The sequence below is a fragment of the Streptomyces sp. NPDC057694 genome, from assembly GCF_042799415.1.
Taxonomy (GTDB): Bacteria; Actinomycetota; Actinomycetes; order Streptomycetales; family Streptomycetaceae; genus Streptomyces.
In genome coordinates, this window is the sequence record NZ_JBHVIX010000035.1 from 1 (window position 1) to 12743 (window position 12743).

Below are 12743 nucleotides of genomic sequence, written 5' to 3' on the forward strand. Positions count from 1 at the left end.
GCAGCCTTCGAGGTCCTGGAAGTCCTCGAGCGTGGGATCCTGCGCCTGCAGCATGGTGCCCATCGCACCGTCGGCCACCACGACACGGGAGGCGAGGGCCTGCCGTAGGGCGTCCACGCGGGCGCGGGAATCTGTGGCGGCGGATGCGGGCGTCGGCAACGAGGCCATGAAAGTGCTCCCTGAGGTGCGACGGCTGTCGGCTTTGCGGCTCCACTGCTGGAGGCGCACCCGGCCAGGGTAGCCGGGACCTTGGTCGTTCCGTACAGAAGTCCACGGGCCGGACCGGAGCGGGCGCCGTGTCGCGACGCCTCCCGGGGGGCGGCTGTGGCGAACGGGTCAAAATAGAGGCGCACGCCGCATTAGCAACGGTCGGCAACGACCGATACTGTTCAGCATTGCCGAACGTTGCATGGTGAGAGGACCGAGGGAGGAAGGGACTGCGATGGCACGCAACATCCAGTCGCTGGAACGGGCCGCGGCGATGCTCCGGCTCCTCGCGGGCGGTGAGCGGCGACTCGGCCTCTCGGACATCGCCTCGGCGCTCGGGCTGGCGAAGGGCACCGCGCACGGCATCCTGCGCACCCTTCAGGCCGAGGGCTTCGTGGAGCAGGACGCGGCGTCGGGGCGCTATCAGCTGGGCGCGGAGCTGCTACGCCTGGGCAACAGCTATCTGGACGTCCATGAGCTGCGGGCCCGCGCTCTCGTCTGGACCGACGACCTGGCCCGTTCGAGTGGCGAGGCGGTGTATCTCGGGGTCCTGCACCAGCAGGGCGTCCTGATCGTGCACCACGTGTTCCGGCCCGACGACAGCCGGCAGGTGCTGGAGGTGGGGGCGATGCAGCCGCTGCACTCCACGGCGCTGGGCAAGGTCGTCTCGGCGTACGACCCGGTGGCGCACAGCGAGGTCGTCGAGGCCGAGCGCAAGGAGTTCACGGCGCGGACGGTGACCGGGCTCGCCGCTTTCGAGTCGGTGCTCGATCTGACCCGCGCGCGCGGGTACGCCGAGGACGTCGAGGAGACGTGGGAGGGCGTGGCCTCGGTCGCGGCGCCGATCCACGACCGGCACCGGATGCCGGTGGGCGCGATCGGCATCACCGGTGCGGTGGAGCGGGTCTGCAAGCCCGACGAGCAGGGTGCGCTGCGGCCCGAGCTGATCGCCGCCGTGCGGGACTGCGCCCGTGCCGTCTCCCGTGACCTGGGCGCCAGCCGCTTCTGACCCCCGGCCCCGCCGGTCCCCCGAGCCCCGTCCCCGGACGGGGCTCTTTCGTGTTCGCGCGCGGCCAAGGTGCAGAGCACACCGATCCGCGCGACGATCGACAGACGCCCAGGGAGCGTGTGGGCGGCGATAGGCGGGAACGATCAATAACGATCGTGGTTTCGATAACAGAACCCTTGACGATTCGGTGAACGCGGGGCGAGACTCGCGTCCATCGGTCGGCATTGTCGAACACCTACCGGCAATACGCGTTAGAGTGTGGGCAAGGCCAGGCCGCAGACCCGCCCCCGCACGGGGCTCGGACCACCGGAAGGGACCCGGAGGTTCCGTACTCGGGTATCCCCTGGACGAAGGACAAAGGAGTCGCGGGTGTCCAGCTCCGACATCTTCCTCGGCGAGACCATAGGTACCGCCGTACTCATCCTGCTGGGCGGTGGCGTCTGCGCCGTACTGACCGGTGCCTACATGGTGGGTGGCGTCTCCGGCGCGCACCTGAACCCCGCGGTCACCGTCGGCCTGGCCATCGAGGGCGGCACCAAGTGGAGCGACGTACCGCTCTACCTGGCCTCGCAGCTGCTCGGCGCCATGATCGGCGCGGTGCTGGTCTACGCGGCGTACGCCGGCCAGTTCCGGGCGCACCTGACCGACCCGGCGATCCTGGAGGCCCACGCGGCCAGCGCCGCCGACGACGAGGGTCTGGTCGACCCCAAGGCGGCGCCCGCGGCCGGCCCCGTGCTCGGCGTCTTCTCGACGGGCCCGGAGATCCGCAACGTGGTGCAGAACATGACCACGGAGATCATCGCCACGACCGTGCTGGTCCTCGCGATCCTCACGCAGGGTCTGAACGACAACGGCAACGGCATCGGGGTGCTCGGCGCCCTCATCACCGCGCTCGTCGTGGTCAGCATCGGCCTGTCGCTCGGTGGCCCCACCGGCTACGCGATCAACCCGGTCCGTGACCTCGGACCGCGCATCGTCCACTCGCTGCTCCCGCTGCCCAACAAGGGTGGTTCGGACTGGTCGTACGCGTGGATCCCGGTGGCAGGACCGCTCATCGGCGGTGCCCTGGCCGGCTTCATCTACAAGCTGTTCTGAAGCCCGGCACCGACACCGACGACCCCGTACTTGAGGAGCAGGAGCACACCGTGACCGACGCACACACCGCAGGCCCCTTCATCGCCGCGATCGACCAGGGCACCACGTCCAGCCGCTGCATCGTCTTCGACCGCGACGGACGCATCGTCTCCGTCGACCAGAAGGAGCACGAGCAGATCTTCCCGAAGCCGGGCTGGGTCGAGCACGACGCGACCGAGATCTGGGCGAACGTCCAGGAGGTCGTCGCCGGCGCCATCACCAAGGCCGGCATCACCAAGGACGACATCAAGGCCATCGGCATCACCAACCAGCGCGAGACGACGCTGCTCTGGGACAAGAACACCGGTGAGCCCGTCCACAACGCCATCGTCTGGCAGGACACCCGCACCGACGCCCTCTGCAAGGAACTGGGCCGCAACGTCGGGCAGGACCGCTTCCGCCGCGAGACCGGTCTGCCGCTGGCCTCCTACTTCGCCGGGCCCAAGGCCCGCTGGCTGCTCGACAACGTCGAGGGGCTGCGCGAGCGCGCCGAGCGCGGCGACATCCTCTTCGGCACCATGGACAGCTGGGTCATCTGGAACCTGACGGGCGGTGTCGACGGCGGCCGGCACGTCACCGACGTCACCAACGCCTCGCGCACCATGCTGATGAGCCTGCACGAGATGCAGTGGGACGAGCGCATCTGCTCCTCCATCGGCGTGCCCATGTCGATGCTGCCCGAGATCCGCTCCTCCGCCGAGGTCTACGGCGAGGTCACCGGCGGCAAGCTCGGCGGGATCCCCGTCGCCTCGGCGCTCGGCGACCAGCAGGCGGCCCTGTTCGGCCAGACCTGTTTCGCCGAGGGCGAGGCCAAGTCCACGTACGGCACCGGCACCTTCATGCTGATGAACACCGGTGACAAGGCCATCAACTCCTACTCGGGCCTGCTGACCACGGTCGGCTACCAGATCGGCGACGCCAAGCCGGTCTACGCCCTGGAGGGCTCCATCGCCGTCACCGGTTCGCTGGTGCAGTGGATGCGTGACCAGATGGGCCTGATCAAGTCGGCCGCCGAGATCGAGACGCTGGCCTCGTCGGTGGACGACAACGGCGGCGCGTACTTCGTGCCCGCCTTCTCCGGCCTGTTCGCCCCGTACTGGCGCTCCGACGCGCGCGGTGTCATCGCGGGCCTGACCCGCTACGTCACCAAGGCGCACATCGCCCGCGCCGTCCTCGAGGCCACCGCCTGGCAGACCCGCGAGATCACCGACGCCATGACGAAGGACTCCGGCGTCGAGCTGACCGCGCTCAAGGTCGACGGCGGCATGACCTCCAACAACCTTCTGATGCAGACCCTCTCGGACTTCCTCGACGCGCCCGTGGTGCGGCCGATGGTGGCCGAGACGACCTGCCTCGGTGCCGCCTACGCCGCCGGTCTCGCCGTCGGCTTCTGGTCCAGCACCGACGACCTGCGTGCCAACTGGCGCCGGGCCGCCGAGTGGACCCCCCACATGGACGCGGCAACCCGCGACCGTGAGTACAAGAGCTGGCTCAAGGCCGTCGAACGGTCCATGGGCTGGCTCGATGATGAGTCCGCCGAGTAAGCAGTCGAGGAGTACGACCCCACCATGACTACCCAGTCCACCCTGCAGACCGTGCCTGCCCTCGGAACGCACCCCGTCGCCGGCTCCAACCCGAGCCGCGCCGAGACCCGCGAGCAGCTTTCCAAGGCGACGTACGACCTCCTGGTCATCGGCGGCGGCATCCTGGGCATCTCCACTGCCTGGCATGCGGCGCAGTCCGGTCTCAGGGTGGCCCTGGTCGACGCCGGCGACTTCGCCGGCGCCACCTCCTCCGCCTCGTCCAAGCTGCTCCACGGTGGTCTGCGCTACCTGCAGACCGGCGCGGTGAAGCTGGTCGCGGAGAACCACTTCGAGCGGCGTGCGGTGTCCCGGAACGTGGCGCCGCACCTCGCCAACCCGCTCACCTTCTACCTGCCCGTGTACAAGGGCGGTCCGCACGGCGCGGCCAAGCTGGGCGCGGGTGTCTTCGCGTACAGCGCGCTGTCGGCGTTCGGCGACGGCGTCGGGCACCTGCTCTCCCCCGGCAAGGCCCAGCAGGACGTGCCGGAGCTGCGGACCGAGAACCTGAAGGCCGTGGCCGTGTACGGCGACGACCAGATGAACGACGCGCGGATGGCCCTGATGACCGTGCGGGCGGCCGTCGACGCGGGCGCCGTGGTCCTCAACCACGCCGAGGTCACCGGCCTGCGCTTCACCAAGGGCCGGGTCACCGGCGCCGAGCTGAAGGACCGCATGGAGGGCGAGGAGTTCGGCGTCAGCGCCCGTCTGGTGCTCAACGCGACGGGGCCCTGGGTCGACCACCTGCGCAAGCTGGAGGACCCGAACGCGGCGCCGTCGATCCGCCTGTCCAAGGGCGCGCACCTGGTCATGAAGCGGACGTCGCCGTGGAAGGCCGCGCTCGCGACCCCCATCGACAAGTACCGCATCACGTTCGCCCTTCCCTGGGAGGACATGCTGCTGCTCGGCACGACCGACGAGGAGTACGAGGGCGACCCGGCGGACGTCTCCGTCACCGAGAAGGACATCGACCAGATCCTCGACGAGGCCGCCTTCTCCGTGCGCGACCAGCAGCTCAAGCGGGAGCTGATGACGTACTCGTTCGCCGGTCTGCGGGTGCTGCCGGGCGGTCCCGGCGACACCTCGAAGGCCAAGCGCGAGACGGTCGTCACCGAGGGCAAGGGCGGCATGCTGTCCGTCGCGGGCGGCAAGTGGACGACGTTCCGGCACATCGGCCGCACCGTCATGCAGAAGCTGGAGTCGCTGCCCGGCCACCCGCTCGGCGACGACTTCGAGCCGATCAAGGAACTGCCGAAGCGGATGCCGCTCCCGGGCGTCGCCAACCCGCGTGCCGTCGCGCACCGTCTCCTGGTCGACAACCCGGCGCCCGGCCCGCGGATGGCCGCCGACACGGCCAAGCACCTGGCGACGCACTACGGCTCGCTGGCCTTCGACATCGCGCGCCTCGCGAACGAGAACCCGGAGCTGGCCGCGCGCGTCCACCCCGACGCCCCGGAGATCTGGGCGCAGGTCGCCTACGCCCGTGACCACGAGTGGGCCGAGACGGCGGACGACGTGCTGCGCCGCCGTACGACGCTGACGATCCGCGGTCTCGCGACGGACGAGATCCGCGGCAAGGTGGAGGACCTGCTCGGCAAGAAGTAGGCCTGAGCGAAGGTGACTTGAGGGGCGGCTCCCACGGGGGGAGCCGCCCCTCCCTGCTGTCCGGGCGGGCTGCCATGCCGCGGACATACGCGCGCAATGTCCGGGAGTGACGCTTGGACCATGTCTGCTGCGTCTGCATCGTCGCCCTCTCCGTTCCTCCTCGGTCTCGCGCTGACCGCCGAACCGGGCCTGTCCCCCGACGAGTTCGTCCGTCTCGTACGGCGTGCGGAGGCGGCCCGCGTCGACTTCGTGACCGTCGAGGACGACCCCGGGCGCCTCGACTCCACCCTGCTGCTCGCGCTCGCCGCCCGGGAGACCAGCCGGATCGGGCTCGTGCCGCTCGGGCCGGTCCTCGGTCAGCCCGCCGGGTACGCCGCCCGGTTCGCGACGCTCGATCTGCTCAGCGGCGGGCGGGCCGGGGTGCGGCCGCGGATCGCCGCGGACGATGTGGAGCACGAGCGGATCGTGCGGGCCATCGGCACCCCGGAGGGCGACGCGCTGGTCGCCGAACTCTTCGCCAGGGCCGATGAGTTCATCGGCCGGGTCGGGGACGCGTGGGACGTGTCGGGGACCGCGCCGCAGGGCCGGCCGCCGCTGCTGTCGCTGGCGCACGACACGGTGCCCTACCGATTCGCGGCCCGGCACGCGGACGCGGTGCTCATCACCCCCTTCGACGTCCAGGGGGTACGGCGGATCCGCGCGGAGGTCGACGCGCTCGCCGCCGAGGCGGGACGGACGGTGAAGGTGCTCGCCGATCTCCACGTACTGCTCGCGCCCACGGACGCGGAGGCCGCCGAACGGCGCTCGGAACTCGGGGAGTTCGAGTCCGACGCCGATCTGTTCACCGGCACTCCCGAGGGGCTCGCCGGCCGTCTGGAGGAGTGGCACCGGGACGGCGGCGCCGACGGTTTCCGGATCCGGCCCGTCACCGTGCCCGACGACGTGTACGCGCTCGTGGACCGGGCCGTGCCACTGCTCGTGCGGCGCGGGCTGCTCCCGGAGACGTACGGCACCCGCACGCTCCGCGGTCACCTGGGCCTCTCCCGGGAGGTGGCGGCGTGAAGTTCCAGGTCCTGTCCATCATCGGGCACGCCCCGCACCCGCTCACCGGCGAACTCCCCTCCCCCGCCGACCGGTTGACGCAGGTCGTCGAGGTCGGGGTGGCGGCCGAGGAACTGGGCTACGACGCGTACGCGGTCGGCGAGCGGCACGCGGGGGCGTTCCTGTCGTCGAGCCCGACGGTCGTGCTCGGGGCGCTGGCGGCGCGTACGTCACGTATCAGGCTGCTGACCGGGGTGACGGTCGTGGCGATCCTGGATCCGGTGCGGGTCGCCGAGGACTACGCGACGCTGGACCAGCTCTCGCACGGACGCATCGAGTTGGTCGTCGGCAAGGGCGCCGAGGCCGGCCACTTCGACCTGTTCGGGCTGGACGAGGCCCGCCAGTGGGAGCTGCAGAAGGAGAAGTACGAGCTGCTGCGGCGGTTGTGGACCGAGGAGGGCGTCGACTGGGAGGGCGAGTTCCGGCCCGCTCTGAAGGGGGTGACGACGGTGCCGCGCCCGTACGCGGGGCTGCCCCGGATCTGGCACGGCTCGGCGACCTCCCTCAACTCCCCCGAGCTGGCGGCCAAGCACGGCGATCCGCTGTTCACGGCGAACGCGATCCAGCCGCGGGCCGCGTACGCGAAGCTGATCGACCACTACCGGGAGCGGTTCGCGGCGTACGGGCACGACCCGGCGGACGCGCATGTGGCGGCGGGGTCGGGCGGGTTGCTCATCGCGGACACGCACGAGCGGGCGGTGGCCCGCTACCGGGACCTGTACGAGGCGAAGGTCGCACAGACCTTCAAGCCGCACCTGGCGGGGAAGGCCGGCTACAACACGCCGTTCCGCACGATCGAGGACGCCATCGCGGACGGGCCGCAGCTCATCGGCTCGCCGCAGCAGATCATCGACAAGATCCTCGGGTACCACGAGGTGTACCGGCACGATCTGCAGTCGGTCACGGTCGACGGGTTCGGGCAGGGCACGAGCGAGCAGATCGAGACCTTGCAGCGGTTCGCGGAGGAGATCGCGCCCGTGGTGCGGGCCGAGGCCCCCAGCACACTCTGGGAGTGAGCGGGGGTGACGCTCAGCTCTCCCCGTCCGGTCCCGAGTCGACGATGGAGTGCTCCAGCTTGCCCAGCAGCCGGGCCAGTTGGCGGCGCTCGGACGGGGAGAGTCCGGCGAGCATCCGGTTCTCGTTGTCCAGATGCTCGGCGAACACCTCGTCGACCTTGGCGAGGCCGGCGTCGGTGAGCCGCGAGTAGACGACGCGCCGGTCGACGGCGTCGCGCTCGCGCACGATGAGGCCGTCCTTCTCCAGGCGGTCCATGCGCAGCGTGACGCCGGCCGAGGAGACGAGGCCGGAGTCGGCGAGCTGACCGGCGGTGAGCCGGAAGGGGATGCCCGAGCGGCGCAGCGCGGTCAGCACGTCGAATCCGGCGACGGACAGGCCGTGCCGCTCTATCGACGCGTTGAGCTTGGTGTTGTACCGCAGGAACGAGCGGTGCAGGCGGGCGAGCACCTCCAGCGGGGAGGTGTCGAGTTCGGGGCGCTCGCGAGCCCAGTCCGCCACGATCTGTGTCACGGCGTCCTGCCGCGTCGCCTTCCGCTCGGCCATCCCGTCCCCTCGCGCAGCTCCCGGGTGGGCGCATGGTCGTACGCCCCTGAAAATTCTATCCCTGAAGCGATCACGCGCCGCCCACGGTCGGCAGGGTCGGTCAGCGGGCGCGGCGGCGGAGCACCCGGACGAGCACCACCGCGGCGAGCAGGGCGGCGGCGGGGGCGGCGGCCTTGCGCAGCAGGACGGGCAGGGCGGCGGCGCCGAGGTCGACGGCCTCCGGCTCCGCGGCAGCGCCCGCCGCGAGGGGCGCGGGCGCGGTCTGCGGGGCGCTGAGCAGTTCTTGCAGCCGGTCGGCGAACTGGCCGACGATGCGGTCGCCGACCTCGGTCATGATGCCCCGGCCGAACTGGGCGGGTCGGCCGGTGATGTCGAGGTCGGTGCGGACCCGTACGCGGGTGCCCGCGGGGTCGGCGGCGAGTTCGGCGGTGACGGCGGCGGAGGCGGTGCCCGCGCCGCGGGTCTCGCTGCCGCTGAGGGCGAGGCGCAGGCTGCGGGCGCTCTCGTCGCGGGCGACGGTGCCCTCGCCGCGGTAGCTCATCTGCACGGCGCCGACCTTGACCTTGACGCGGCCGGTGAAGGAGTCGCCGTCGAGGGTGTCGAGGACCGCGCCGGGCATGCAGGGGGCGACGCGGGCGAGGTCGTGGAAGAGCTTCCAGGCGTCGTCGGGCGCTGCCGGGACGGTGAAGGTGTGGTCGAGCTGCATGGTCGGGGTCGTCCAATCGTGGGTCAGCCGGTGACGGCGGGCGTGGTGTCGCGCAGCAGGTCGCGGATGCGGCTGGGTGAGAGGGGGCCGCGGCGGACCACGACGCCGAAGGGGCGCAGGGCATCCTCGACGGCGTTCGCGAGGACGGCCTGCGGGGCGATGGCGCCGCCCTCGCCGAGGCCCTTCACGCCGAGGTCGTTCATCGGGCTGGGTGAGTGGATCTCGTCCATGTCGAGGTCGGGGATCTCGGACGAGGTGGGCACGAGGTAGTCCATGTACGTGCCGGTGCGGGGCTGGCCGTCGGGGCCGTAGATCATCTCCTCGTAGAGGGCGCCGCCGATGCCCTGGGCGATGCCGCCGGTGACCTGGCCCTCGGCGATGAGCGGGTTGACGATGACGCCGGCGTCGTGGACGACGACGTACTGGAGGATCTCCAGCTCGCCGGTGTGCTCGTCGACCTCGACGACGGCGGCGTGGGCGCCGCTGGCGACGGCGAAGCCGGGCGGGCGGAAGTGGACGGTCTCGCTGAGTTCGGTGCCGTGCCGTCCGTCGGTGGGCTCGGGGGTGCCGGGCAGCGGGGCGCGGCCGGTGAGTTCGGCGAGGGTGAGGGTGGGCCCGTCGGCGGTCTTGGTGGTGAACACGCCGTCGGTGAGGGTGAGTTCGCCGACGGGGACGCCGAGGCGGCGGGCGGCGGCGTCGAGGGCCTTCTCGCGGACGAGCTTTCCGGCGCGGTGGGTGGCGTTGCCCGCGTTGACCAGGGCGCGGCTGGCGATGGTGCCGACGCCGAACGGGGTCTTGTCGGTGTCGCCGCCGACCACGTCGATGACGTCGAGGGGGACGCCGAGCGCGTCGGCGGCGATCTGCGCCATGGACGTGCGGTGGCCCTGCCCCTGGGAGGGGGCGCCGATGGCGAGCTTGACGCGGCCGCTGGGCGCGATGTCGATGCGGGCGGTCTCGAAGGGGCCGAGTCCGGTCGCCTCGATGTACAGGGCGTAGCCGACGCCGATGTGCTTGCCCTCGGGGCGCTCCCCCGCCGGCACGGCGACCTTGGCGCGGGCGCGGCGCAGCAGTTCGGGGAAGTCTCCGGAGTCGTACGACTGGGGGTTGCCGGAGCGGTCGACGAGGCCGGTGGTGTACGGCATGTCGTCGGGGCCGATGAGGTTGCGGGCCCGCAACTCGGCCGGTTCGAGGCCGAGTCGTGCGGCGAGCCGGTCCATGGCGCGCTCCATCGCGAACACCGTCTCGGGGCGTCCGGCACCCCGGTAGGGCGTGGCGAAGGCGGTGTTGGTGAGGACGCCGACGACGTCGATGTCGACGTTCGGGACGCGGTAGGGGCCGAGCAGGTGGCACAGCGAGTTGTAGGGGACGACGAGGCCCGTCATGTTGTACGCGCCGAAGTTGACGGTGATGCGGTCGCGGACGGCGAGCAGCTTTCCGTCGGCGTCGGCGGCGAGTTCGATGCGGTGGATCTGCTCGCGGGCGTGGCTGGCGGCGGTGAGGTTCTCGCTGCGGTCCTCGCGCCAGACGACCGGGCGGCCCAACTGCCCTGCCGCGTAGGGGATCAGCAGCTCCTCGACGTAGAGGATGCCCTTCTGGCCGAAGCCGCCGCCGACGTCGGTGGCGATGACGCGGACGGTCTCGGAGTCGCGGCCGAGCGTGTGCGCGATGGCCTCGCGGACGCGGTGCGGGGTCTGGGTGTTGGACCAGACGGTGAGGTCGTCGCTGTAGGGGTCGACGCGGGCGGCGACGGCGCGGGTCTCGATGGGTGAGGCGACATAGCGGTGGGCGTGGAACTCCTCGCTGATCACGGTGTGCGCGCTCGCGAAAGCGGCGTCCGGCTCGCCGACTCGGGTGGCGACGGCGACGGCCGTGTTGTCGGTGAGGTCGTCGTGGAGCAGCGGGGCGTCGTCGGCGAGGGCCCGGTCGGGGTCGACGAGGACGGGGAGGGGGCTGTAGCGGACCTCGATCAGTTCGAGGGCGTCCTCGGCGAGGTAGCGGTTCTCGGCGAGGACGAGCGCGACGGGCTGGCCGACGTAGTGGACCTTCTCGGCGGCGAGCAGGGGCATCGGGGTGATGGCGACGCGCGGGTCGAGGAGTTCGGCGAGGCGGGGCGGGGTGCGCAGTTCCTCGCGGTTGAGGAGGGCGGGGAGGTGGGCGACGTCGGCGCCGGTCCAGACGGCGACGACACCGGGGGCCTCGCGGGCGGCCTTCACGTCGACGGATTCGATGCGCGCGTGGGCGTGGGGGCTGCGCAGGACGGCGGCCTCGGCGGCGCCGGGGAGGTCGATGTCGTCGACGTAGCGGCCGTTGCCGCGCAGCAGCCGGTCGTCCTCGACGCGGGGGACGGGGCGGCCGATCCAGGCGGCCTGTTCCTTGGCGGACATGGGGTCACTCACCTCGCTGCGCTTGGTCGTACGTCTCGTCGAGGGCCTGGCCCAGGGCGCGGCGGATGTTGCGGTAGCCGGTGCAGCGGCACAGGTGGCCGCTGAGGGCGTCGGCGACCTCGGTGTCGGCGGGGCGTTCGTCCTGTTCGGTCAGGGCGGTGGCCGTCATCAGGAAGCCGGGGGTGCAGAAGCCGCACTGCATGCCGTGGCACTCGTGGAAGGCGCGCTGCACGGGGGTGAGCGGTGCTTCCCCGGGGGCCAGGCTCTCGACGGTGCGCAGGTCGGCGCCCTCGCACTGGACGGCGAGGGTGAGGCAGGAGCGGACGGGCTCGCCGTCGACGAGGATCGTGCAGGCGCCGCAGACGCCGTGCTCGCAGCCGACGTGGGTGCCGGTGAGGCGGAGCCGGTCGCGCAGGAAGTCGCTGAGCAGCAGCCTCGATTCGACCTGTGCGGTGACGGGCGCGCCGTTCACGGTGAGGCGTATCTCGTGCCAGCCGGAGGGTTCGGCGAGCGGCGGGGTCCGCGCGGGGCGGGGTGCGGGGACGGGTACGGGGGTCACTGCGGTCATCGGGTGCGCTCCCATGCGGTGGTGCAGGCGCGGCCGAGGAGGTGGGCGGCGGCCTCGCGGCGGTAGGCGGCGGTGGCGTGGACGTCGTCGGACGGGGTGAGGTGGGCGAGTGCCGCCTCCTGTGCGGCGGCGCGGGCGGCCGGGCCCGCGTCGGTGCCGGTCAGCGCCTCCTCCACGGCGGGCAGCCGGACGGGGACGGGGCCGACGCCGCAGAAGACGGCGCGGGTGTCACTCACCTGCCGACCGGAGCGCGACAGCAGGACGGCGACGCCGACCGTGGCGAAGTCGCCGTGTCTGCGGGTGAGTTCCTCGAACGCCCAGCCGCCGCCCTGGGGTGGCAGAACGACCTCGGTGAGCAGTTCGTCGGGTTCGACGGCGGTCTGGAAGGTGGCGACGAAGAACTCTTCGGCGGCGACCGTACGGGTGCCGGACGGGCCCGCGATCACGAAGCGGGCGTCCGAGGCGAGGGCGGCGGTGGGCAGTTCGGCGGCCGGGTCGTGGTGGACGAGGCTGCCGCACACGGTGCCCCGGGCGCGGATCTGCGGGTGTCCGATGTGGCCGATCGCGGCGGCGAGCAGGGGCCAGCCGGTGCGGACGGCCGGGTCGGCTGCGGCGCGGGCCTGGCGGACGGCCGCGCCGATGTGCAGGGCGCCGGACGCGTCGACCGTGATGCGGTCCAGGCCGGGGATGCGGGTGATGTCGACGAGCAGGCCGGGGCGGGCGAGCCGCATGCCCAGCATGGGGATCAGCGACTGGCCGCCGGCCACCACCTTGGGCTCGCGGTCCTCGTCGGCGAGCAGCGCCAGCGCCTCCGGGACGGTGCGGGGCGCGCTGTAGTCGAAGGGTGTCGGTTTCAAGCGTCTGCCACCTCGCCTCTCAGGTCATGTCT

11 protein-coding genes are annotated in these 12743 nt (G+C 72.0%); 6 read left to right on the forward strand and 5 right to left on the reverse strand.

The features are described 5' to 3' along the window. The first annotated feature begins 442 nt into the window (after positions 1–442). The 6 genes from ACFVDP_RS40325 (at position 443) to ACFVDP_RS40350 (ending at position 7652) form a co-directional block, all read left to right on the forward strand. Positions 443–1216, forward strand: coding sequence for an IclR family transcriptional regulator (locus ACFVDP_RS40325; protein WP_383501622.1), 774 nt, complete (start codon positions 443–445; stop codon positions 1214–1216). Positions 1217–1585: 369 nt separating this feature from the next. Then, positions 1586–2311: an MIP/aquaporin family protein gene (locus ACFVDP_RS40330; RefSeq protein ID WP_383501625.1), complete on the forward strand. Its 726-nt coding sequence runs from the start codon at positions 1586–1588 to the stop codon at positions 2309–2311. 50 nt (positions 2312–2361) lie between these two features. Continuing rightward, a complete protein-coding gene (glpK, locus tag ACFVDP_RS40335; RefSeq protein ID WP_383501628.1) occupies positions 2362–3894 on the forward strand; it encodes a glycerol kinase GlpK in 1533 nt (510 codons plus the stop codon). Between the two features lie 24 nt (positions 3895–3918). Next, the gene (locus ACFVDP_RS40340) at positions 3919–5535 is read left to right on the forward strand and encodes an FAD-dependent oxidoreductase (RefSeq protein WP_383501631.1); all 1617 of its coding nucleotides are present in this window, start codon (positions 3919–3921) and stop codon (positions 5533–5535) included. Between the two features lie 120 nt (positions 5536–5655). Next, on the forward strand, positions 5656–6597 hold the full coding sequence (locus tag ACFVDP_RS40345; protein WP_383501633.1) for an LLM class flavin-dependent oxidoreductase: 942 nt from the start codon (positions 5656–5658) through the stop codon (positions 6595–6597). Beyond that, complete coding sequence (locus ACFVDP_RS40350; protein ID WP_383501636.1) at positions 6594–7652, forward strand: LLM class flavin-dependent oxidoreductase; 1059 nt, start codon at positions 6594–6596, stop codon at positions 7650–7652. Before ACFVDP_RS40345 ends, ACFVDP_RS40350 begins: the two co-directional genes overlap by 4 nt. Before the next feature lie 13 nt (positions 7653–7665). On the opposite strand, the gene ACFVDP_RS40355 is transcribed toward ACFVDP_RS40350, so the two are convergent. The 5 genes from ACFVDP_RS40355 to ACFVDP_RS40375 form a co-directional block, all read right to left on the reverse strand. Further along, entirely contained in the window at positions 7666–8196 is a 531-nt protein-coding gene (locus ACFVDP_RS40355) for a MarR family winged helix-turn-helix transcriptional regulator (RefSeq protein WP_383501639.1), read from the reverse strand. Between the two features lie 100 nt (positions 8197–8296). Beyond that, entirely contained in the window at positions 8297–8902 is a 606-nt protein-coding gene (locus ACFVDP_RS40360; protein WP_383501642.1) for an SRPBCC family protein, read from the reverse strand. Positions 8903–8925: 23 nt separating this feature from the next. Continuing rightward, complete coding sequence (locus ACFVDP_RS40365) at positions 8926–11286, reverse strand: xanthine dehydrogenase family protein molybdopterin-binding subunit (protein WP_383501645.1); 2361 nt, start codon at positions 11284–11286, stop codon at positions 8926–8928. A 4-nt stretch (positions 11287–11290) separates the two neighbouring features. Then, positions 11291–11854 (reverse strand): (2Fe-2S)-binding protein, encoded by a 564-nt coding sequence (locus tag ACFVDP_RS40370; RefSeq protein WP_383501648.1) that lies wholly within the window; start codon positions 11852–11854, stop codon positions 11291–11293. Beyond that, positions 11851–12711, reverse strand: a complete 861-nt coding sequence (locus ACFVDP_RS40375; RefSeq protein ID WP_383501651.1) for an FAD binding domain-containing protein — start codon at positions 12709–12711, stop codon at positions 11851–11853. Before ACFVDP_RS40375 ends, ACFVDP_RS40370 begins: the two co-directional genes overlap by 4 nt. Positions 12712–12743: the final 32 nt, after the last annotated feature.

What these genes read in the sequence shown, in the direction of transcription:
- ACFVDP_RS40360 (WP_383501642.1), bottom strand. Translation starts at nt 8,902, where the DNA reads ATGCAGCTCGACCACACCTTCACCGTCCCGGCAGCGCCCGACGACGCC.
- ACFVDP_RS40370 (WP_383501648.1), bottom strand. Translation starts at nt 11,854, where the DNA reads ATGACCGCAGTGACCCCCGTACCCGTCCCCGCACCCCGCCCCGCGCGG.
- ACFVDP_RS40345 (WP_383501633.1), top strand. Translation starts at nt 5,656, where the DNA reads ATGTCTGCTGCGTCTGCATCGTCGCCCTCTCCGTTCCTCCTCGGTCTC.
- ACFVDP_RS40325 (WP_383501622.1), top strand. Translation starts at nt 443, where the DNA reads ATGGCACGCAACATCCAGTCGCTGGAACGGGCCGCGGCGATGCTCCGG.
- ACFVDP_RS40355 (WP_383501639.1), bottom strand. Translation starts at nt 8,196, where the DNA reads ATGGCCGAGCGGAAGGCGACGCGGCAGGACGCCGTGACACAGATCGTG.
- ACFVDP_RS40365 (WP_383501645.1), bottom strand. Translation starts at nt 11,286, where the DNA reads ATGTCCGCCAAGGAACAGGCCGCCTGGATCGGCCGCCCCGTCCCCCGC.
- ACFVDP_RS40340 (WP_383501631.1), top strand. Translation starts at nt 3,919, where the DNA reads ATGACTACCCAGTCCACCCTGCAGACCGTGCCTGCCCTCGGAACGCAC.